Source organism: Streptomyces luomodiensis, from assembly GCF_031679605.1.
Classification (GTDB): Bacteria; Actinomycetota; Actinomycetes; order Streptomycetales; family Streptomycetaceae; genus Streptomyces; species Streptomyces luomodiensis.
This window is the reverse complement of the sequence record NZ_CP117522.1, coordinates 3,528,449-3,550,546: the sequence shown is the minus strand read 5'-3', so window position 1 is coordinate 3,550,546 and position 22,098 is coordinate 3,528,449. Positions and strand designations below refer to the sequence as shown.

Below are 22,098 nucleotides of genomic sequence, written 5' to 3'. Positions count from 1 at the left end.
CTGCCCCGTCCCGGTTCCCTGCGGGCCGTTCCGGTTCCCTTCCGGTCCGATCCCGGTCCCGCGTCACCGGCCACGACGGCCGAACGGACAAAGGACCCTCTCCGCTACGTGCGTAGAGGAGAGGGTCCGCTGCGCCCCCGGCAGGACTCGAACCTGCGGCCAAGCGCTTAGAAGGCGCCTGCTCTATCCACTGAGCTACGGGGGCCGGTGGTCGTGGAGCTGGTGAGCCCCCGGTGTCCACGGGACCGGCGGGGCGGCCGTGGTGCGGGTGGCCGGACTCGACGGACCGTGACCTTGCCGGGGACAAGGATAGGGCTCCCTGCGCCTCGCCCCGGGTGCTTCACCTGCGTGGCACGTTGTGGAGGTTCGGTGAAGCGATCCGATAATCGCAGGGAGGTGCGGAACTTGCATCGATTTTCACGCATCAGAGAACGGGTGTTGTGCACTCGTTATGCCCGAGCCTCTGTGGTCACGCTCACCCCGTGCCCCTTTTAGGTTGATCCGGGTAGGTCTCTTTGACGCGCGCGAGTGAGCATACGCTTCAAAAAGGCGCCAAAAGCGGGCATTCTTCACCGTGTGGCGATCTTGGACGTACGGCCCCGGCTGCTCGACGCGCTGACCGCACTGCGTGACCGTGTCGACGCCGCTCGGTTTCCGCTCCCCCTTCCCGGCGCCGACCGCGCTCGCCGCAGCCGTGCCGAGCTGCTCGCTCAACTGGACGACTACCTCGTGCCCCGGTTGCGCGCCCCCGAAGCGCCCCTGCTGGCGGTCATCGGGGGATCGACCGGCGCGGGCAAGTCCACCCTGGTGAATTCGCTGGTCGGCCGACGGGTCACCGAGGCAGGTGTGTTGCGTCCCACAACGCGGACGCCGGTGCTGGTGTGCCATCCCGACGATCACCCCTGGTTCGCCGGGCAGCGGGTGCTGCCGCGGCTCGCCCGGGTGTGGGTGCCGGCGCAGGGGGAGCGGGCGGAGAGCGCGTACGACGAGGAGGAGCGGGCGCAGGAGGGGCCGGCGGCGCTGCGGGTGGAGACCGACCCGGGGCTGGCACGGGGGCTCGCCCTGCTCGACGCGCCCGACATCGACTCGCTGGTCGCGCGGAACCGCGATCTGGCCGCCGAACTGATCTGCGCCGCGGACATCTGGGTGCTCGTCACCACGGCCACCCGGTACGCCGACGCCGTCCCCTGGCATCTGCTGCGGACCGCGAAGGAGTACGACGTCACCCTCGTCACCGTCCTGGACCGGGTGCCGCACCAGGTGGCCGCCGAGGTCTCCCGGCAGTACGCCGCGCTCCTCACGGCCGCCGGGCTCGGCGATGTCCCGCGCTTCACCATCCCCGAGCTCCCCGAGTCCGCGGGCGGCGGCAGCGGGCTGCTGCCCGCCACCGCCGTCGCTGCGCTGCGGGCCTGGCTCACCCAGCACGCACAGGACCCCTACGCCCGCACCGTCGCCGCCGCCCGCACGGTCGCCGGGACGCTGGACTCGCTCCGCTCCCGGATGCCCGCGCTGGCCGGGGCCGCGGCGGCGCAGCACGCGGCCGCGGTGCGGCTGGTCCAGCGGGTCGAGGGCGCGTACGGGGAGGCGGCGGAGCGGGTGCGGCGCGAGATCGAGCGGGGCGCGGCGCTCGCGGGCGGCGCGCTCACCCACTGGCAGGGCCTGCCGCAGGACAGCACCCCCGACGAGCTCCTTACGGCGCTCACCGGCTCCCTGGCCACCCTGCTGCGCGGCGCGGCCGCCACCGCCGACGAACAGCTCGCGGAGGCCGGCCGGCAGGACCCGGCCGCGCGGGCCGGGCTCGCGCCGTGCGACGCGCGCGGCGCCGCCGAGCGGATCGGCGTCGCCGTCCGGCACTGGCGGCGCTGTGTCGAGGAGCTGGCCGAGGAGGAGGCCCGGCTCCGGATCGCCGAACACGGGGGCAGCTGTGTCCCGGAGAAGATCGCCGCCCTGCTCGCCGCGTCCCTCCTGGGCGGACGCCGCGCCCGTAAGGCGGGCGAGAAGCTCGCCGAGACCCTGGGCGCGCACGCGGCGCTACGCCTGGGCGACCGCGGCGGACGGCTGCTCGACGGCTGCGTCGCACGCGTCATGCGGGCGGAGCGGGACCGCAGACTCGCCCCTCTGGACGCCCTGGACATGTCCCCGGACCACCAGGTCGAGCTGATCGCCGCGCTGTCCGTACTGCAGAAGGAGAGGTGACCGGAAGTGACGGCCACGGAGGACAACGACGGCAACGAGGGCGGTGGGGCAGACCGGGACGCGGAAGGGGGCCGCCACACCTGGGACGACGGCCTGATCGCCCGGCGCGCGCACCGGTGGGCCGGGGGACGGGCCGTGGGCCGACCGGCCCGCGCGGTGGACGAGGGGATGGTGGCGGAGCCCGCACCGGGCGTCTCCCACGGCCCCGCGGGCCTCACGGCGGAGAGGACCGGCCGGCGGCCCTTCTGCGGCCCTCCTTACGCCGTGTACGAGGCGGGTGTCCGAAGCTTCGCCACGGGCACCCTGCGACCCCGTCTGGAGGCCCTGCGCCAGCTTGTGGGGCTGTCCCGGTCCCGGCTGGAGGGCCGCACGCTCGCCGGGGCCGCGCGGGTGCTCGACGAGGCGGACGCGCGGGGACGGCACCCCTACGGGCACACCGTGGTCGCCGTCGCCGGGGCCACCGGAAGCGGTAAGTCGACACTTTTCAACGCGCTCGCCGGAGCGCCCCTCTCCGAGGCCGGCATCCGCCGTCCGACCACCGCCAGGCCGCTCGCCTGCGCGTGGACCGATCACGCCGACGGCCTGCTGGACCGGCTCGGCATCCCGGCGGTGGACCGGCGCAACCCGGGCTATCCGTACGACCCCGCGCTGCGCGGTCTGGTCCTCCTCGACCTGCCCGACCACGACTCGGCCGCCCCGGGCCACCGGGAGCGGGTGGACCGGCTGCTGGGCCTCGTCGACGCGGTGGTGTGGGTGGTGGACCCGGAGAAGTACGCGGACGCGGTCCTCCACGAGCGCTATCTGCGGCCGCTCGCCGGTTACGCCGAGGTGACCTTCGTGGTGCTCAACCAGGTGGACCGGCTTCCGGGCGAGGCCGCGGACCAGGTGCTGGACGATCTGCGGCGGCTGCTGGACGAGGACGGGCTCGCCCTCGGCGAGCACGGGGAGCCCGGGGCGGCCGTGCTCGCCCTGTCCGCGCTGACCGGCGAGGGCGTCCGGGAGCTGCGGGAGATGCTGGGGCGGCTCACGGCCGAGTGCGGGGCGGCCGAGCGCCGGCTGTCGGCGGACGTGGACGGCACGATGACCCGGCTGCGGCCGCAGTACGTGGCGGACGGCGGACCGGTCGGGCTCACCGAGCGGGCGCGGACGGCCTTCGCGGACCGGCTGGCCGAGGCGGCCGGCGCGGCCGCGGCCGGACAGGCGGCGGAGCGCGCCTGGCTGAGGGACGCCGAGTGGGCCTGCGGAACGCCATGGGGGCGGCTGCGGGACAGGAAGGGCCGGACCCCGGGGGACCCGGGGGGCCCTTCGGCCTCGCGGACCTCGGGGGCCCCGGAGCGGACCGAGATCCCGGGCGCGCGGGCGCGGACGGTGGCGGCGGAGGCGGTCACGGCGCGGCCCGCGGTGGAGGAGGCCGTGCGGGCGCTCGCGGACGAGGCGACGGCGGGGCTGCCCGGCCCATGGGCCCAGGCCGTGCGGGAGGCGGCGGGGTGGGGCGGCAGAGGGCTGGCGGAGGCGGTCGACGAGGCGGTGGCGGCCGCGACGGCGAGCCGGCGGCCGCCCCGGCCCGTGTGGTGGTCGATGGTGGCGGCGGTCCAGATGGCCTTGCTGGTGGCGCAAGTGGTGGGGGTGCTGTGGCTGCTGGGGGCCGTGGCCGGGGTGTTCGGCGGACCGGAGTGGTGGCTGTCCGCGTTGCCGGTGACGGGCGGCGCGGTGATCGGCCCGGCGCTGGCCTGGGCCTCCCGGACGGCCGCGCGGGGGCCCGCGCGGCGCCACGGGCAGTCGGTGGAGGGCCTGCTGCGGGAGGCGGCGGCCGGATGCGGGCGGACGCGGGTGCTGGAGCCGGTGGAGGCGGAGCTGGCCCGGTACGCGGAGGTGCGGGCGCAGTACGTCATCGCGGCGGGCGGGACATGACGGACGGTCACCCGGACGGATGACCGAGTTGTCCACAATCGCGGGGTCGTGCACAGGGCCCGGCGGGGCCTCGCGATCGGGGGCAGCATGGTCCACGAACGGCACGGCAGAGCCGCGAAGCGATGAGTGATGGGGGAGGCGTAGCCGGTGAACGAGAGCTGGGTGACCGTGGTGGGCAATGCCGCGACGCGGCCGGATTTCTGGGAGACGGCCGCGGGTGTCGCGGTGGCCCGGTTCCGGCTGGCGGCGACGGTGCGCCGCTGGGACCGGGGGCGGGACGCGTGGGTGGACGCGTACACGAGTTTCTACACGGTCTGGACATGGCGGTCGCTCGCCGCGAATGTCGCCGGGTCGGTATCGCTGGGTGAACCCCTCGTCGTCCATGGGACGTTGCGGGTGCGGGAGCGTGAATGGGACCGGGAGCGGGACCGTCCGCCGCGGGGGGACGGCGGGGGGATGGCCGGGGCCGCGGCCCCGGGCGCGCCCGGCGCGGACCTCGGCGGCGGGGCGCATCAGTCCAGGCGCTGGGTCACCGCGGAGATCGACGCGGTGGCGGTCGGACACGACCTCACGCGGGGTACATCCGCTTTTCGGCGGGTTTCACAGGCCAAACCTCTGCTAAACACACCGACTGGGGCAACTTCCCCGTGAGTGGCCGTGGTCACAGAGATTTGTCGATAATCCCAAGTCATTTGAAATCTGTGGACGAGATAACGATTTCGATTCGGATCGGTTGGGTCGGGGCATTCCTGGGGAACGCGCGGTTTCTTTCTCCCTAGGATCCCTGGGTGCCCAACGGGGGTTCCTGTGTTTTGAGTTCGCTGGCGAGGCGCACCAACCGACTGGCGCTCGCCCGGAGGGGAAACCATGATTTCTGTACGGAGGCGGGGCATTGCCCGCCTTGCGGCCGCCGTTCTGGCGTCCGGCCTGGTCGCGGCGGGTGCGATGGTCACCGCCGGTACCGCCGCCGCCGATGACGTGCCCCCGAGTCAGGGCGGTGCCACGGCCACGCTGAGCGGTCTCAAGACCTTCGACAAGGCCGTCATCCACGACAACGGCAAGGACCAGCAGATCGGCGCCGGCCTCTTCGAGATGTCGGTCGACAACGGCGGTTCCATCCAGACGTACTGCATTGATCTGCACAACCCGACGCAGAGCAAGGCCAAGTACGAGGAGAAGTCCTGGGCCGAGACCTCGCTGGCGAACAATCCCGATGCGGGCAAGATCAACTGGATTCTCCAGAACTCCTACCCGCAGGTGAACGACCTCGACGCACTGGCGAAGACGGCGGGCACCGGTGCCCTCACCGAGAAGACCGCCGCCGCCGGTACGCAGGTCGCCATCTGGCGCTTCTCCGACAACGCCAAGGTCGACGCGGTCGACCCGCAGGCCGAGAAGCTCGCCGACTACCTCGAGAAGAGCGCCCAGAACCTCGAGGAGCCCAAGGCGTCGCTCAGCCTGGACCCGCCGGCCGTCTCCGGCAAGGCCGGTGAGCGGCTCGGCCCGGTCAAGGTCCACACCAACGCCGACAGCGTCACCCTTACCCCGGGCACCGAGGACGCGGACAGCGGCGTCAAGCTCGTCGACGGCAGCGGCAAGACCATCACCAGCGCCGCCGACGGCGGCGAGGTGTACTTCGACGTCCCCGAGGGCGCGGCCGACGGCTCCGCCACGCTGACCGCCCAGGCCGCCACCAAGGTTCCGGTGGGCCGCGCGTTCTCCAGCGCCTCCAAGAGCCAGACCCAGATCCTGGCCGGGTCCAGCGAGAGCACCGTCTCCGCCACCGCCACCGCGAACTGGGCGAAGAAGGGCGCCGTCCCGGCCGTCTCCGCCGAGAAGGACTGCGCCAAGGGCGGCGTCGACGTCACGGCCACCAACAAGGGCGACGAGGCCTTCAGCTTCGAGCTCCTGGGGCAGAAGCACACCGTCGAGGCGGGTCAGTCGAAGACCGTCACGGCCCCCGTGGAGGAGGACCAGAGCTACGAGTTCACCATCACGGGTCCGAACGGCTTCGAGAAGACCTTCTCCGGCGTCCTCGACTGCAAGACCTCCAGCAGCGGCGGCAGCAGCGACACCCCCTCCTCGCAGCCGAGCCCCGCGTCGGCCGGTGGCGGCAGCGGTACCGGCGGTGACACCGCCGGTGGCGACCTCGCCGAGACCGGTAGCAGCAGCAACACCCCGATGATCGCGGGCATCGCCGTGGCGCTGGTCGTGATCGGTGGCGGCGCGATCTTCTTCGTCCGTAAGAAGAAGGCCCCCGCGGGCGAGTGAACGCCAGGGCGGCGACGCCAGGGCAGCAGTGATCGCTGAGTGAAGTGACGATGACCGACTGTGGTGATCATCGGGTGATCGTCGACCACGCACAGTGATGGAGGGCCGGAGCCTCAGGGAGGTTCCGGCCCTTCGCGTCGCGCGGGCCGCGGACACCGGACCACGCCGCACGCCGGACCAATGGGTTTCCGCCTCGGCCCGGCCGTACGGCAAGATGGGTGTATCTGCCCTCACGCGGTGGAAGCCGCCACGGATACGGACACCGCGGCGGAGCCGCACCTCGATACCTACCAGATTGCCGGACGGTTTCTCTTGGCTGAGTTCATCTACACCATGCGCAAGGCGCGCAAGGCGCACGGCGACAAGGTGATCCTCGACGATGTCACGCTGAGCTTTCTGCCCGGCGCGAAAATCGGTGTCGTGGGCCCCAACGGCGCCGGTAAGTCGACGGTGCTGAAGATCATGGCCGGCCTGGAGCAGCCGTCCAATGGTGACGCCTTCCTCTCGCCCGGCTACAGCGTCGGCATCCTGCTCCAGGAGCCCCCGCTGGACGAGTCCAAGACCGTGCTGGAGAACGTCCAGGACGGCGTGGCGGAGACCAAGGGCAAGCTCGACCGATTCAACGAGATCGCCGAGCAGATGGCGACCGACTACAGCGATGAGCTGCTGGAGGAGATGGGCAAGCTCCAGGAGGAGCTGGACCACGCAAACGCCTGGGACCTCGACGCCCAGCTCGAGCAGGCCATGGACGCCCTCGGCTGCCCTCCCGGCGACTGGCCGGTCACCAACCTCTCCGGTGGTGAGAAGCGCCGGGTCGCGCTCTGCAAGCTGCTGCTGGAGGCCCCCGACCTGCTGCTGCTGGACGAGCCCACCAACCACCTGGACGCCGAGTCCGTCAACTGGCTCGAGCAGCACCTCGCCAAGTACGAGGGCACCGTCGTGGCCATCACCCACGACCGGTACTTCCTGGACAACGTCGCCGAGTGGATCCTGGAGCTCGACCGCGGCCGCGCCATCGGCTACGAGGGCAACTACTCCACCTACCTGGAGAAGAAGCAGGCCCGGCTGAAGGTCGAGGGCCAGAAGGACGCCAAGCGGGCCAAGCGCCTCAAGGAGGAGCTGGAGTGGGTCCGCTCCAACGCCAAGGGCCGCCAGGCCAAGTCCAGGGCCCGTCTGACCCGTTACGAGGAGATGGCGGCCGAGGCCGAGAAGACCCGCAAGCTGGACTTCGAGGAGATCCAGATCCCGCCGGGCCCGCGGCTGGGCAATGTCGTGGTCGAGGTGGAGAACCTCTCCAAGGCGTTCGGCGAGAAGGTCCTGATCGACAACCTCTCCTTCACCCTCCCGCGCAACGGCATCGTCGGCGTCATCGGCCCCAACGGCGCCGGTAAGACCACGCTCTTCAAGATGATCCAGGGCCTGGAGACCGCCGACGCGGGCAGCATCAAGGTCGGCGAGACCGTCAAGATCTCCTACGTCGACCAGAGCCGCGCCAACATCGACCCCAAGAAGACGCTGTGGGCGGTCGTCTCCGACGAGCTCGACTACATCAACGTCGGCCAGGTCGAGATGCCGTCCCGCGCCTACGTCTCCGCCTTCGGCTTCAAGGGCCCGGACCAGCAGAAGCCGGCCGGGGTGCTCTCGGGCGGTGAGCGCAACCGCCTCAACCTGGCGCTCACCCTCAAGCAGGGCGGCAACCTGCTGCTCCTCGACGAGCCCACCAACGACCTCGACGTCGAGACCCTCTCCTCGCTGGAGAACGCGCTGCTCGACTTCCCCGGCTGCGCCGTGGTCGTCTCCCACGACCGCTGGTTCCTCGACCGCGTCGCCACGCACATCCTGGCGTACGAGGGCGACTCCAAGTGGTTCTGGTTCGAGGGCAACTTCGAGTCGTACGAGAAGAACAAGGTCGAGCGGCTCGGCCCGGACGCGGCCCGTCCGCACCGCGCCACCTACAAGAAGCTGACCCGGGGCTGAGCGGATGGCACGCCATGTCTACTCCTGTCCCCTGCGCTGGTCCGATATGGATGCGTTCGGCCATGTCAACAACGTGACCTTCCTGCGCTATCTGGAGGAGGCCCGGGTCGACTTCATGTGGCGGCTGGCGCCGGGGAGCGGGAGTGACGCGTTCACCGGCGGCGTGGTGGTGGCCCGGCACGAGATCGACTATCTGAAGCCCCTCGTCCACCGGCACCGGCCGGTGACGGTCGAGACCTGGGTGACGGAGATCGGGGCCGCGTATCTCACCGTGCGCTACGAGATCAAGGACGAGGACGCCCTGTATGTGCGTGCCACCACCCGCATCGTGCCGTACGACCTCGACCGGGGCCGCCCGCGCCGGGTCACCCCGGAAGAGGAGAAGTTCCTGACCGAGTACCTGGAGCCGGACCCGGTGACGGACACCGGCAAGGCGTCCGCGAGAAGCGCGGGGGCCGCCGGGTCCGCCGGCCGTGCCGGGCGACCGGAGGGAGCCGTCACGGTATGACGGCCTTCCACGCTCTCAGACAGGAGCTGCACTTCGCCGACGCGGGGGAGGCGGCCGATCTCGCCGCCTTCCTGGCCCGGCTGATCCACTACGACCGGGCGGCGGCGGTGCGGCTGCAGGCGGGCGGCGGTGTGCTCGCCGTCTTCGGCCGGCCGCCGTCCTTCGATGTCCTCGCGATCCGTACGGCACGGCTCGAGGCGATCGTCCCCACGGACACCGATGCCACGTCGGCCACGGCGGCGGGCGGGCCCGGGGGGCTGGACGCGACGGTCTCGGCAGGTGAGTTCGCGGACGCGCTGGACACGGCGCGGGCCGCGCGGACCGCCGAAGCGTCCGAGGGCCGCGGCCTGGTGGTCATCGTGCCGCAGTCCGTCACCGGTCCGCCGTGGGCCGGGGTGCTGCCGCCGCGCGGCGGCTGGCGCCGGGTGAACGGGCTGCCGGGCGCGGACGAGGTGCGCGGGGCGGTCGCCGCCGCCGTCGCCGAGTTCCGCACCCGTGACGCGGAGCTTCCCGAGGACCGCCGTACGCGCGCCGAGCGCGACCGCATCGGCCATGAGATCTGGTCCCGCACGCTCGGTGACACCGGGCTCCCGCTGCGCGCCGTGCACGCCGCCCAGTCGCTGGGCTTCCTGCGGCCGGTCCGGGCGGCGGCGCCGACCGCCACCGCCCCCGCTGCTGCGGGCGCTGTGACCACCACCGCGCCCGGCCCCGTGGCCGAGCCTCTGACGCTGCTCGCCGCGGGCGGCTGGCTGCGGCTGCGCACTCCGTACGGCTCGGTCGCGGTGCGTACGTCAGGCTTCCCCGGTCTGTCCGTCACACCCGCCTGAGCCCGCCGGGTCAGCCCTCCGTGTTGACCATGGAGGCGGCGGCGTAGGTGAGGTAGTGCCACAGCTGACGCTCGAGCTCCGGGGCCAGCTCCAGCTCGTCGACCGCGTCGCGCATATGGCGCAGCCAGGCGTCATGGGCGGCGCGGTTCACGGTGAAGGGGGCGTGGCGCATACGGAGCCGGGGGTGGCCGCGGTTGTCGCTGTAGGTGCGGGGGCCGCCCCAGTACTGCATCAGGAAGAGCGCGAGCCGCTCCTCGGCCGGCCCCAGATCGTCCTCGGGGTACATCGGCCTGAGCAGCGGGTCCTCCGCGACCCCCTGGTAGAAGCGGTGCACCAGACGCCGGAAGGTCTGCTCGCCACCGACCTGCTCGTAGAAGGTCTGCTCCTGAAGTGTGCCGCGCGGAATCTCTTTCACGCCTCCATGCTCTCAGACGCCCCCGTCCGGAAAAGGGGGCGTGGGTAGCGGCCGGGAGGCGGGCGCAGGAGAGTGGAGTCATGGGCAGCACGGGCGGTGGCACGGGCGGCGGCACACGCAGCGCTCCGGACGCTACGGAACGTGCGCGGCCGAACCGTACGGGCCGGGAGGCCGATCCGTACGCCGAGGAGGCCGCGGCGGTGCGCGCCGGGCTGGTCCGGGGGATCGTGGCGAGCGGCGGACTCACGGACCCCGCCTGGCGCGCAGCCTTCGAGGCGGTACCGCGCCATCTCTTCGTGCCCTACTACTACGAGACGGGCGAGGCACCCGAGGCGGGCGACGGGGCAGCGGGGGCGGGCGAGGTAGGCGGCGAGAGGGCAGCTGCAGGGGGCGAGGCGGGCGGCACCGGAGTGGTGGTGGCAGGTGGGGCGCGCGGGACGGTTGGCTGTACCCGGTTGTGGCGCGACGACCCCCACCCGTTGCGGCGGGCCCGCTGGCTGGCCGGTGCGTACGCGGACGCCCCGCTCGCGACGCGGGTGCGCGACGGCGAGCTGATCACCTCCAGCAGCCAGCCCTCGCTGATGGCCCAGATGCTCGAGGCGCTCCAGGTGCGGGACGGGGACCGCGTGCTGGAGATCGGCGCGGGCACCGGCTACAACGCCGCGCTGCTGGCACATCGGCTCGGCGACGCACAGGTCACGACCCTCGACCTCGACCCGGAGATCACCGATGCCGCCGGTAACCATCTGGCCGCGGCCGGGTACCGGCCGGCGGTCGTCACGGGTGACGGGGCGCGCGGCTGTCCGTCGCACGCTCCCTACGACCGGATCATCGCCACCTGCGCCGTGGCGTCCGTCCCGCCCGCGTGGCTCGGCCAGTGCGGGCCGGACGCACTGATCCTGACACCGCTCGCGACCGGGCTGATCGCCCTGAGGGTCGCCGACGCCCGCCATGCGGAGGGGCGCTTCCTGGCCACCCCCGCGTACTTCGTTCCGCTGCGCGGCAGTGGTCCGCCGCCTCAGGTGCCCACCTACGGACTGCCGTCCCGGCCCTTGCTGGACGACTCCTTCCGGTTCCTGCTGAACCTGGCCGCGGGCCAGATGGAGCCGGTCGAGGCCCTCGCGCTGTGGGAGCACGAGGGCAGACCGGGGCGGGAGCGCTACGGGGTGACGGTGCGGGGCGAGCGCCAATGGGCCTGGCTGGACGACCCGGAGGGCGCCTACGGCTGGCCACTGGGCCCTCCCGGTCGGCTTCAGCCCTACGTCTAGCCCCAGCCCCGTAGCACAGCCCGTAGCGCAGCCCGGTGGCTCAGCCCCGGCGCACCGTGATCGTCGTCCAGGCGCCGATGTGGACGCGGTCGCCGTCCCGGAGCGGAACCGGCACGAACGGCTGGATCGGCTCCTCGCCGCCGTTGATCGTCGTCCCGTTCGTCGAGTCCTGGTCGACGACCGCCCAGGCCCCGTCGGGCTGCTGGACGAGGATCGCGTGCTGGTGCGAGACACCCGGGTCCTCGGGCTGGCGCCCGAGGTCGATGTCGGGGGCCTCACCGGTGCTGTGGCGGCGCCGCCCGATGGTGATCTGGTGGCCGTTGAGCGGCAGCTGCTGCTCGGGGGAGTAGGCCGGGAGGTTCAGCCCGGCGGCCTCCGGGCCGCTGCGGTTCATCATCGCCACGAAGTACTCACGGTCCGGGGCGACGACCGCTATCCAGTTTCCGGGCGCGGGCGACGGCGCACCGCCCTGGCCGAACGGTGCCCCACCGGGCGGCGTCGAGTGCTGCGGGGCACCCGGGTGCTGCTGCGGCGGCTGGTGCCCCGGCCCCTGCTGCTGGGGCGGGGCGTACCCCTCACCTCCGTACGGCTGCGCGGGCGCCGGGGCCTGGGGGTAGCCGTAGCCGTACTGCTGCGGGGCCGGGGGTGCGCCCTGGCCGGGGCCCGGGGCGCCCTGCTGCGGCGCGCCGTGCGGCGGCGTGCCCCCCTGCGGCGGCGGGAGCGTCCAGTCGCTGTCGGGGCGCGCCGCCTGGTAGCCGCCGCCCTGGGCGGGGTGCGGGCCCTGCGGTCCCCCGGGGCCGGGCTGCGGCATCCCCGGCTGCGGCGGCGGGGCGTAACCGCCCTGCGGCGGGCCGTACGGGGAAGGCGCCTGCGCCTGGAAGTTGAAGCGACACTCCTCACAGAACGGAGCCTGCGCCTCACGCGGCGTACGGCACTGCGGGCACAGCTCCTGCTGCTGCGCCGGATAGCCGTAGCCACCCGGGCCACCGGGCGGTGGTGGGCCGCCCGGCCCCGGACTTCCGAAGCCGCCCGGCGGCACGGGCGTACCGGGGGCACCCGGCATGGGCGGTGCCGGCGGTGGCGGAACGGCGCCGGAGGGCATGGGTGTCCCCGACATCCGGTGGCCACACACCTCACACCAGTCGTCAGCCGCCGATTGGTGGCCGTTAGGACAGGTCGGCATGTCGGATCCCCCTCTTGTGGCGTTCTTGGCGTTTTCTGCCGAGAAGTGCTACGTGAGTGCTGGTTATGTGCTACTTCTTAACGCGAACTGTCTTGGTGGAGCGCGTTTCGAGGGTCATCTCGTCCGCCTCCGCGACCTTCGCTTTGAGTCGCACAGTACCTGCCGCCGCATCGACGACGTCCACCACCTTCGCAAGCAGTTTCGCCGTGTCCTCATTTCCCGATGCGGTCGCCAGCTGTACGGCACGCCCGAGCTTCGCGGTCGCTTGTTCGATATTGCCGGACTTGCGGGCGTTCATTCCCTGTTGGATGACCTGTGCCAGTTCGGCCTGGCCCGTATAGTGCGCCACCTGCGGATTCATCGCGGTGGAGGCGGCCAGGTCGTCCGTCCAGACCGCCCTTACCAGCCCCTGCGCCAGCGGACTCGGCGGGCTGCCGACTCCATCCGGCCGCGGCTGAACCAGGGAAATCCTGGCCGCGAGCATCTCCTGGCCGACCTCCGCGGCCGGAACCCGTACACACACGTGGTAATCACGGGACTCCTCGCCCCATGACCCCGTGGGATAGTCGCCCGCGCGCGGACCGGCCTCGACGCGCCGGGCGGTCAGGTCCTCGACCGCGGGTGCGACCTGTTTCACATACGCCACCTCGGCGCCCTTGGGCGTCCACAGCCGGAGGCTGACGTCGGCGACCTCCTTGCCCATCACCGCCTCCATCAGCCGTGTGAAGTCCGCGGCGAGTCCGGCGGGATCGGCCACGATATCGGCCGTACCCAGCAGGGCGGAGGCGATCCCGGTGACCTCCGCGACCTCCCAGTCGGTGCCGACCCCGCGGGCATCGCAGGTGAAGCGGCCCGCGCAGGCGTCGAGCACCATCCGCAGCCGCTCCGGCTCCTCATGTTCGTTCCGGCCGTCGGTGAGCAGGATGCCGTGCCGGATCGCGGTGTCGGCGGAGTCGAACAGCAGGTCGGCCAGCAGCAGCCAGGTGCCGATCGCGGTGCCGCCGCCCGGACTCAGGCCCCGCAGCGCTTCCTTGGCGCGGGCGCGGGTGAGCGGATCGGCGGTGGCCAGCCGCCCGTCGCCGGGGAAGACCTCGACCGCCTTGTGGGTGCCCGCCACCACGGCGAAGGCGACGCCGTCGCGCAGCGTGTCGATCGCGGCGGCGGTCGCGTCCCGTGCGTGGCGCATTTTCGTCGGCGGATAGTCCATGGAGCCGGAGCAGTCCACCATGATCACCACGGCCGCGCGGGCGGGGGAACCATCCCGGTCGGACGCGTCGGGGGTGCTCCCGGACGCCGGGATCGGCGACCCTCCCTCGGCTCCGCCGCCGGCCGAGGTGACCGTGATGATCGCGTTCACCTCGTGGCCTCCCACCGGGAGGTACTCGTTCTGGTGGACCTCGACCGAGAACCGCGGCGCGGGGGAGGTGGAGAAAAGGGCCATGTCATCCGCTCCTTGGCGACCGTCAGGCGGATCCTGCCCGGCCCGGGGCAGCGGGGAACGGCACGATGGCCACTGTTACGTTGTCGTGGCCCCCGCCGCCGAGGGCGTGGCCGACCAGAGCCTGCGCGCTGTTCAGCGGCCGTGAGCGGGCGTCCGGCGGCACCGCGCGGGCCATCTCCTCCGCCGATTCGGCGTAGTTCCACAGCCCGTCGGTGCACACCACCACGACACCCGGCCGGTCCGGTTTGTAGGAGGCGGTGTGCGGCTCCAGCTCATAGGCGTCCGCCCCGAGCCAGCCGGTGATGGCGTGGGCACGCTCGTCCGCGTACGCCTCCGCCTCGGACATCAGCCCGGCGGCCACCATCTGCGCCGCCCAGGAGTCGTCCTCGGTGAGCCGGGCGGGCGGGGCCGAACGGTCGTCGGGGACCCAGTAGGCGCGGCTGTCCCCGACCCAGCCCACGGTGAGGATGTCGCTGGTGACGACGGCGCTGACGATGGTGCAGGCCGGTGCGTTCTGATGGCGGTGCGGCTCGGGGTGGACAGCGTCCGCGTCGGTCTCCAGCGCCAGGGAGTTGACCGCCTCGGCGGCGGCGGCGATCGCCTCGGCCATGGCCTGCTGGGGGTGGGCGCCGCGCGGGAGCGAGGCCCGCAGCGCCTCACCCGCCGCATGGGCCGCGGCGGCCGAGGCGTCGTCGGGGCGGGTGGCCGAGGAGACCCCGTCGCACACCACGGCGACCATGACCGGTGAGCCGTCGGGCAGCTCCGCGGCGGACACGGAGAACGCGTCCTCGTTGCGGTGGTGGCGCAGCCCCCGGTCGGTGGCCGCCGCGAGGCCCTCCAGTTCGCTCTCCATATGGTCGCGTTCGCGCCCTTGGGCCTGCCCGCAGTGCCGGCAGTATCCGTCCTGGTCGATGGTGCCCTCCTGGCACGCGGCGCACCGGGGGTGGTGCTCGTCGCCGGGCAGCCGAGGGTCCGCACCGGTGCCGGTGCCGGTGCCCGTACCGCTGTCCGTGCTGGTCGCCGCGCTGATGTGCGTGCTTTCGTTGGCTTCCGGGCGGGTGCCGGCGTCGGCGGACGGTGTCGCCTCGGCCGCGCCGAGCGCCGCGGTGGCCCGCGGGTCGGCCACCTGCCCGTACCCGGCGGGGGCCGGGGCGGCCAGTTGGTAGTCGTCCGGCGGGGTGGCCGACTCGTCGTCGGTCGGGGTGGCCGACTCGTACTCGTCGGCCGGGGTGGTGGCCGACTCGTCGTCGTCCGGCGGGGCGGCCGATCCGTCGTCGTCGGTCGGCTCGGCCGACTCGTCGTCGTCCGAGGGAGCGGCCAGCTCGTAGTCGTCCGGCTCCGGCTGGGTGGACCGCGCCGCCCCGTTCACCTGCGGCGGCACCGGCCGGTCGGCGGTCGCCTCCGCCGCCGACGCGGCCGCCGCCACCAGGTCGGCACCGCACCGATCGCAGTATCTGTCCCCCGCCTGCGGAGGTTCTTCACAGGTCGGGCAGGCTGACAGCTGGGGCGGCTGCGGCATCTGCGACATCGATCACACCCACGTCCTGGGGCGGAAACGGTTGGCCCGCTCCACCAGTTCGATCCTCTCCTCGCCTCGCTGCGCGAGTCTGGCGAGTATCCGATACGAGCGCTCCAATCCGAAACGCAGCCCGCGCTCGTCCAGGCTGCTGCCGAGCAGCGGAGGCCGGTTGTGTCCCGGCGGTGCCCCGCTGCTGCCGGACAGTACCCAATCCAGGGCGCTGCCCAGCACTTCCGTACGCAGCCGCTCGCGCCGCACCGCGTCCAGACCGAACTCGCCCAGCCGCTCGACCTGGGCGGCGGCGGCCGACAGATCGCCCAGCAGGGCGTCCTGCGGGGCGCGCTGGCGCAGCCGGGCCCGTACGGCGGCGACCCGCGCCGCCGTGTAGTGGATCGAGGACTCCGGCACCGACTCCAGGGCCCGCACCGCGCCCGTCCGGTCCCCGGAGCACAGCAGGACCCGGGCGAGGCCGAAGGCGGCGCTCACAAAGCTCGGGTCGGTGGTCCACACCAGCCGGTAGTACTCCGCCGCGTTGTCCAACTGGCCCAGCACCTCGGCGCAGACGCCGAGCGCCAGCTTCGGCGCGGGCTCACCGGGGAACGCGTCGTAGACGGCGTCGAAGGAGAGCGCGGCCGTCTCCCGGTCGCCGGTGGCCAGCGCGTGCAGCCCCCGGTACCAGACGATCCGCCAGTCGTCGTGGTACGCGGCCTCCAGACCGGTCAGCGCGACGCCCGCCTCCTGCTCCTGGCCCAGCTCCAGCTGGGCGCGCACCCGGCGCAGCCGCAGCTCGAGCGAGTCGACGGGCACGGTCCGCAGCGCGGCGCTCACCTCGGCGGGGTCGGCGGCCAGCAGCCCGGCCAGGAACCCGGCGTTCGGGTCCTCCGGGTCGACCATCGGCACCGGGAGCGCCAGCGCGGTGGCCCGTCCGTCCAGCACGGCCATGGCGGGCAGCGGCAGGGCCAGCGGGCCCGGCGGCCGCTGCGCGGGGGCGGCCGCGGCGGCACCCCTGCCGGTGCGCCGGGCGCCCAGCAGGGACGGGTCCTGGCCGTCGGCGGCGAACAGCTCGGTGTCCACCACCCGTGGTTCCGGCCCGAAGAGCGTGGACAGGGCCGGCCGGGGCTGCCCGGTCTGGAGAGCTACGACCTCCCGCAGTACCCCGGTCAGCTGGTCGGCCATCTCCCGCGCGGAGGCGAAACGGCGACTTGGGTCCGGGTCGGTGGCCCGTACCAGCAGCCGGTAGAAGGACTCGTAGCGCCGGAAGATCTCGACGTGCTCGGGGTCCGGCAGGCTGTCCACGAAGACGTTGGTATAGCCCTGGAAGTCGAAGGTGAGCACGGCGAGGGTACGCGCCACCGTGTAGAGGTCGGAGGCGATCGACGGGCCCGCCTCCGAGATCTCGGGGGCCTGGTAGCCGACCGTGCCGTAGATGGGGCTGTCGTGGTCGTCCATCCGCCGGACCGCGCCCATGTCGATCAGCTTGAGCTGGTCCTGCTGCTGGATGGCGTTGTCGACCTTGAAGTCGCAGTAGAGGAGATTGCGGCTGTGCAGATGGCCGAGCGCCTCCAGCGCCTCGATGCCGTACGCGCATGCCTGCTCGACCGGCAGCGGATCGCGCCGGCCCTCCGTGGTGCGGCGGGCGTTGGCGATGTCCTTCAGCGACTTGCCGCCCACGTACTCCATGACGATGTAGCCGTCGAGGCTGCCGGTGCGCTGGTCGAGGTGTTCGACGAAGTTGTAGATCCGGACGATGTTGGCGTGCTCGATCTCGGCGAGGAACCGGCGCTCGGAGACGGCCGCCGCCAGGGCCTCCTCGTCGCCCGTGTCCAGCAGGCCCTTGAGGACCACCCAGCGGTCGGACACCGCGCGGTCGATGGCCAGATAGATCCAGCCGAGCCCGCCGTGTGCCAGACAGCCCGCGATCTCGTACTGACCGTGCACGATGTCACCGGGGCTCAGCTTCGGCAGGAACGAGTACGGATGGCCGCACTTGGTGCAGAAGCCCTCCGTGCGGCCCGGCCGGTCACCGCGGGCGCGCCCCACCGGGGCGCCGCAGTCGGCGCGGCTGCAGAACCGCTTCCGCTCGGGGACCTCGGGGTCCGCCAGCACCGCCGTCCGCGGGTCGGGACGCGGCACTTCCGGGACGCTGACCAGACCGGCGCCCAGCGCGTTGCGTCCCGAGGGGGCCGACGCGGAGGAGCGGGAGCTGCGCACCGAGACCGAACGCGACGAGGACCGCCCCGACATGGAGCGGGACAGCCGCCCGGACACCGAGCGCTGGGACGAGGCGGAGCGTGCGGACCGCGACCGGCCCGAGGTGCCGGAGGAGGGCACCCGGCCGGACGAGGAGTCCCGACCGGAGGAAGGGGCCGGGCCGGAGGAGGGGGCCCTACCGGAGGAGGGCGCCGGGCCGGACAAGGGGGCTCGGCCGGAGGAGGCGGCCCGGCCGGACGACAGGCTTCCGCCCGGCGCGCCCTGCCCGGTGACGCCGGTGGCCGGTGAGCCGACCATGCCCTGCGGTGAGACGACCGGGGCCATACCGCAGACATCGCAGTACAGCTCACCTCCGCCCACATCCTCGTAGGACCCGTCGCAGTTACGCCGCTGGCAGGCGACGACCGCCGCATTCATGCCGAGCCTCCCTCGATGCTTTCGTCGGCCGGGGCCGACTGGCGTGGCACCAGGGCCTCGGCCGCCGCCTGCTGATAGCGCAGCACGGCCTGCTCGGCCGCCCGCAGATCACACGGTGCGCTCCACAGCATCCGGCGGGCCACGTCATACCGCTCCACCAGCAGCGGATCCTCCGCCATGCCATGGCGGGCGACCTTCGCCCGGTACGCGTCGAGCCGACCGCGCAGCTCGGCGCGGACCGCGAGCGGCGCGGTGACCGCGGTGAGCGACTCGCGGGCCCGCAGCAGCTCGTCGTCGGCGCGCTGCTCCAGGCTCTCCAGCAGCGGCGAGAGCCGGTGCCACTGGGAGCGCCGGCGGTAGTCGGCGGCCGCGACCAGCTGCTCGTGCAGCGCGGTCGGCGGGCCGCTGACGGCCGGAACCTCCGATGCCGCGATCTTCGCGAGCACCTCGCCGCGCGCCTGGCGCGCCTCCGCCAGGGTGCGATCGGCGCGGGAGAGCACATCGCGCAGCCGCATCAGCCGCCGCTCGGCGTCCTGCCGCACATCCAGCACCGCCTCGATCTCGCGCCGGACATCCTCCAGGGCGCGGGCGGCGCGGTCATAGCGCTCGGTGTCGGGGCTTCCGCCGCCGGGCGCGGAGCTGCCGCTGGCCGGTTTCCAGAAGGCCAGCGGGTCGGAGACCACGTCGGCGCGCAACGCGGTCAGCTCGGCGGTGATCTGCTCCAGATCGTCCCCCGCGGGGTGCTCACCGGGGCGCACCCCGACGGAGTGGGCCAGCGAACGGGTGCGGTGCAGCTCGGCGGAGAGCATGTCGATCCGGGCGGGCAGCGTGGACCACACGGCGTCGGCGCTGACGATGACGTCGAGGGCCTCGGCGTACCAGCGGTTCATCCGGTCGACCAGCCGGTCCAGGCTCAACTCCTCGCTGAGCAGGGGAGAACCGCCCAAGGAGGCGCTGCTGGGCAGGGTGATCGCGGTGCCGCGGAGCAGCTCGGTGAGCTCGGCCAACTCGTCCTGCGTCGGCCAACGGTGACGGGAGCGCACCTCACGGGCGCGGGTGAGGGCCTCGGAGTACGCGTCGAAGTAGCTCCACAGGAGGGAGATGGCCTGTTCGGTGGTGGACCACCGGTCCTTGGTGACGCCCGTGAGCTCGGCGCCCTCGAGGAGCCTTCTGCCCGCGTGGTCCTGGAGGGCGAGCAGTGAGGAGTCGATCGCCTCGTGTTCGGCGGCGAGCTTCGCCAGCGCGCGGTCGACCTCCTCGCGGCCCATGACCGGGCCGTTGGGTGTCCCCGCGAAGCTGGGGAAGGGTCCCGGGACCCCCATCGATCACCTCTCCATGTCCGTAACCGTTATGTGATCTGTCTCAGCGTCATCCCTACGCGTGTGAGGCGGGCGCTAATCCTTGCCGGTCCGTTCCTTGCCCTACGTGATGTGTCCGTTTCCGTCCGTGCCGGTTCTCATCCGCTCCGGTCCTTGTCCGCCCTAGTCCTTGTATTGGGGGGCGGGTGGTGCCGGATTCCCCTGTGCCGTGCTGAAGTCCTTCGCGAGCCATTTCTGGTAGGCCCGCATCCAGGCACCGCCCTGGCGGTAGTTCTCCAGAACCTTGTTGACCCGGCGTACCAGGTCGTCGTCGTTCTTGTTCATCGCCACGCCGTAGAACTCATCGGTGAATCGCGAGCCGACCAGCTTGACGGAGGGGTCCTGGGCGGCCTGGCCGGCCGCCAGCGCATTGTCGGTGATCACCGCGTCCACCTGGCCGAGCTGAAGCCTGACCAGGCAGTCCAGCTGGTTGGGCACGGGCTTCACCTTGATCGCGCCCAGATGCTCGGCACCGGTGTCCGGCTTGTCCAGTTCGGCCTCGGCGGTGGAACCCTGCGCGGTGCAGACCTTCTTGCCGCGCAGGGTCTTGTTGTAGCCGGTGATGGGCGAGTCGTCGGCGACCAGCACCTGCTGCCCGGCCTGGAAGTACGCGGTGGAGAACGCGACGTCCTTGATCCGGTCGCAGTTGATGGTCATGGTGCGCACCACGACGTCCACCTTGCCCTGCTGCAGGGCCTTGATGCGCTGACTGGTGGGGATGGTGCGGAAGATGACCGCGTCCGGATCGCCGAAGATGTCCTCGGCGATGGCGCGCACGAGATCGATGTCGAAGCCGGTGAGATCGCCGGTGGCCGGATCGCGGTATCCCCAGCGGTAGCTGTTCTGGTCGACGCCCGCGATCAGCTTGTTCAACTTGTGGCCGTTGACCTCACGGTTCTTGATCCGCTTGATGGCCGGGCCGCTCGCGCTCGACGGGCGCAGGCTCGCCTCGGGATCGCGGCAGCTGTCCGCCGCAGCCTCGGCGCCGGCCCGCATCGTATGCGGGCTTCGCGCACCGTCCCTGCCGTCGCCGCCGCTCCCGTCGCCGTCCATCACCGCCGGCACCGCGATGGCCGTGGCCACGCCCAGGGCGCATACCGTCACCGCGGCGGCCGATCGCACCGATCGCATGCTGTGGCCCCCCATCGTCCTCATCGGTACTCCGACAGTCTGCGGCCTATGCCCACCACCGCACCCGCCGCCCCCAGCACGGTCAGCACCCCGGCGCCGAGCGCCATGGCGGTGAACGCCCCCCGCCCGGCGTCGGCGGCCTGCTGGAACTCCCGCTGCTCGTGGTCGAGGGCCTTGGCCAACTCCGTGTCCACCGCGTCGAAGGACTCGCCGGTGGTGCCCTTGGCGCCGATGACCTTGGTCAGCGCCGTTTTGTAGTCGCCCCCGTCGTCGGCGGCGCGGGCGGCCTTGTGCCGCTCCTGCCACTCCCGGATCCGGTCCGCGGCCTTCTCCACCGGCTCGCGGCCCGCGTCGTCGTCCGCGAGGGCGCGCGCCTCGTCCAGCAGGCTGCCGTCCGAGGGGCGCCCGCTGGACGCCTTTCCCACGAGCGCGGACATCCGCGAGCCGTAGCTGACCTCGTAGGCGTCCTTGCCCTTGTCGGTGCCGTCCTCGTCGACGACGACCGCGCCGCGCGCCACCAGGGTCAGATTCTCATCGGCGCGGGCCCGCAGGGAGTCGATCCGCGCCTCGTTGAGCACCTGGAGGGACTTCGCGCCGTGGTCATTGGACTCGGTGAGCTGGGCGCGGGCGACCGCGTGGCCGACCACCAGCCACAGCATCACCACCGTGGCGGCGGCCGTGGCGGCGAGCAGCCCGTGGTTGAGCACCCGGTTCGTGCGCTCGTAGTGACGGCGCTGGGCCCATCCCAGCGCGCCCAGCGCGACGACACCGGTGGCGATCGCCACCCATGGCCATGCCTCGGCGTCCTCGTAGTCCTTCCCGAGCCGGGCGGTCTCCGCCTTGTAGAGCCTGCTCGCGGCGGGCAACAGCTCGCCGCGCATGGTGTCGTTGGCATAGCGCAGATACGCGCCGCCCAGCGGCAGCCCCTGGCGGTTGTTGGCGCGCGCGGACTCGACCAGGCCGGTGTAGACCGGCAGCAGCTGATTGATCTTCCGTATCTCCTCGCGGGCGGAGGACGAGCCCTCCGTATTGGCCGCGGCCCGCACCAGCAGCTTGGAGGCGGTGTCGATGTCCCGCTCGTACCGCTGCCGGACCTGGCCGGGCTCCTGGCCGCTCACCAGGAAGCCGCTGGCCGCCGTGGTGTCGGCGTCGGCCAGGGAGCGGTAGATCTGCGCCGCGTCGGCGCTCAGCGGCTGGCTGCGCTCGGCCACGGCGTCCGCCGCGGTCTGCCGGTCGGAGACCTGCCAGGCGGTGACCGCGCCGAACGCGACCATCAGCGCGGCCAGCACCGCCCCGATGACACGCAGCCGACCGGGCTCGGTCGTCGCCGCCGCCCGCGCCCGGTCGAGCCCCTCACGCCACACGGTGCGCGGCGGGGCCGCGGGCGCGGGCGGCGCTACGGCTCTGCCGGTGGTCGGCGGGTATGACACAAGACCTCTCCCCTTTGGCCCGGATCCCATGGTGT

Annotated in this window: 16 protein-coding genes and 1 tRNA gene; 8 read left to right on the top strand and 9 right to left on the bottom strand. The window is 72.7% G+C overall.

Annotated features, from left to right (window positions below):
- Positions 1-132: 132 nt before the first annotated feature.
- Positions 133-205 (bottom strand) — tRNA-Arg (locus PS467_RS15350).
- A gap of 380 nt (positions 206-585) precedes the next feature.
- Between PS467_RS15350 and PS467_RS15345 the strand changes: the two genes are divergently transcribed.
- The 7 genes from PS467_RS15345 to PS467_RS15315 all read left to right on the top strand — a co-directional run bounded on the left by PS467_RS15345 (position 586) and on the right by PS467_RS15315 (position 9,690).
- A complete protein-coding gene (locus PS467_RS15345; protein WP_311039863.1) occupies positions 586-2,196 on the top strand; it encodes a dynamin family protein in 1,611 nt (536 codons plus the stop codon).
- 6 nt (positions 2,197-2,202) lie between these two features.
- On the top strand, positions 2,203-4,107 hold the full coding sequence (locus PS467_RS15340) for a GTPase (protein WP_311035749.1): 1,905 nt from the start codon (positions 2,203-2,205) through the stop codon (positions 4,105-4,107).
- Positions 4,108-4,254: 147 nt separating this feature from the next.
- A complete protein-coding gene (locus PS467_RS15335) occupies positions 4,255-4,758 on the top strand; it encodes a single-stranded DNA-binding protein (RefSeq protein WP_311035748.1) in 504 nt (167 codons plus the stop codon).
- Positions 4,759-4,974: 216 nt separating this feature from the next.
- Positions 4,975-6,378, top strand: coding sequence for a Cys-Gln thioester bond-forming surface protein (locus PS467_RS15330; protein ID WP_311035747.1), 1,404 nt, complete (start codon positions 4,975-4,977; stop codon positions 6,376-6,378).
- A 312-nt stretch (positions 6,379-6,690) separates the two neighbouring features.
- Positions 6,691-8,355, top strand: coding sequence for an energy-dependent translational throttle protein EttA (gene ettA / locus PS467_RS15325; protein WP_268976963.1), 1,665 nt, complete (start codon positions 6,691-6,693; stop codon positions 8,353-8,355).
- A gap of 4 nt (positions 8,356-8,359) precedes the next feature.
- Positions 8,360-8,863 carry an acyl-CoA thioesterase gene (locus tag PS467_RS15320; RefSeq protein WP_311035746.1) on the top strand — a complete coding sequence of 168 codons (504 nt, stop codon included), beginning with the start codon at positions 8,360-8,362 and terminating at the stop codon, positions 8,861-8,863.
- Positions 8,860-9,690, top strand: a complete 831-nt coding sequence (locus PS467_RS15315; protein ID WP_311035745.1) for a DUF8185 domain-containing protein — start codon at positions 8,860-8,862, stop codon at positions 9,688-9,690. The genes PS467_RS15320 and PS467_RS15315 overlap by 4 nt, the downstream gene beginning before the upstream one ends.
- A gap of 10 nt (positions 9,691-9,700) precedes the next feature.
- Here the strand turns inward: PS467_RS15315 and PS467_RS15310 are convergent, their stop codons facing one another.
- Positions 9,701-10,105, bottom strand: a complete 405-nt coding sequence (locus PS467_RS15310; protein ID WP_311035744.1) for a globin — start codon at positions 10,103-10,105, stop codon at positions 9,701-9,703.
- Between the two features lie 80 nt (positions 10,106-10,185).
- On the opposite strand from PS467_RS15310, the gene PS467_RS15305 reads away from it, so the two are divergent.
- Positions 10,186-11,373 carry a methyltransferase domain-containing protein gene (locus PS467_RS15305; protein WP_311035743.1) on the top strand — a complete coding sequence of 396 codons (1,188 nt, stop codon included), beginning with the start codon at positions 10,186-10,188 and terminating at the stop codon, positions 11,371-11,373.
- 40 nt (positions 11,374-11,413) lie between these two features.
- Here the strand turns inward: PS467_RS15305 and PS467_RS15300 are convergent, their stop codons facing one another.
- The 7 genes from PS467_RS15300 to PS467_RS15270 all read right to left on the bottom strand — a co-directional run bounded on the left by PS467_RS15300 (position 11,414) and on the right by PS467_RS15270 (position 22,063).
- Positions 11,414-12,556, bottom strand: a complete 1,143-nt coding sequence (locus tag PS467_RS15300; protein ID WP_311035742.1) for an FHA domain-containing protein — start codon at positions 12,554-12,556, stop codon at positions 11,414-11,416.
- 70 nt (positions 12,557-12,626) lie between these two features.
- Positions 12,627-13,997 (bottom strand): vWA domain-containing protein, encoded by a 1,371-nt coding sequence (locus PS467_RS15295; RefSeq protein WP_311035741.1) that lies wholly within the window; start codon positions 13,995-13,997, stop codon positions 12,627-12,629.
- A 22-nt stretch (positions 13,998-14,019) separates the two neighbouring features.
- On the bottom strand, positions 14,020-15,423 hold the full coding sequence (locus PS467_RS15290) for a PP2C family protein-serine/threonine phosphatase (RefSeq protein WP_432280586.1): 1,404 nt from the start codon (positions 15,421-15,423) through the stop codon (positions 14,020-14,022).
- A 105-nt stretch (positions 15,424-15,528) separates the two neighbouring features.
- The gene (locus PS467_RS15285) at positions 15,529-18,144 is read right to left on the bottom strand and encodes a serine/threonine-protein kinase (protein WP_311035739.1); all 2,616 of its coding nucleotides are present in this window, start codon (positions 18,142-18,144) and stop codon (positions 15,529-15,531) included.
- Positions 18,141-19,466, bottom strand: coding sequence for a coiled-coil domain-containing protein (locus PS467_RS15280; RefSeq protein ID WP_311035738.1), 1,326 nt, complete (start codon positions 19,464-19,466; stop codon positions 18,141-18,143). The genes PS467_RS15285 and PS467_RS15280 overlap by 4 nt, the downstream gene beginning before the upstream one ends.
- A 159-nt stretch (positions 19,467-19,625) precedes the next feature.
- Positions 19,626-20,657, bottom strand: a complete 1,032-nt coding sequence (locus tag PS467_RS15275) for a glutamate ABC transporter substrate-binding protein (protein WP_498076482.1) — start codon at positions 20,655-20,657, stop codon at positions 19,626-19,628.
- The gene (locus PS467_RS15270; RefSeq protein WP_311035736.1) at positions 20,654-22,063 is read right to left on the bottom strand and encodes a GlnX family signal transduction membrane protein; all 1,410 of its coding nucleotides are present in this window, start codon (positions 22,061-22,063) and stop codon (positions 20,654-20,656) included. Before PS467_RS15270 ends, PS467_RS15275 begins: the two co-directional genes overlap by 4 nt.
- Positions 22,064-22,098 lie beyond the last annotated feature (35 nt).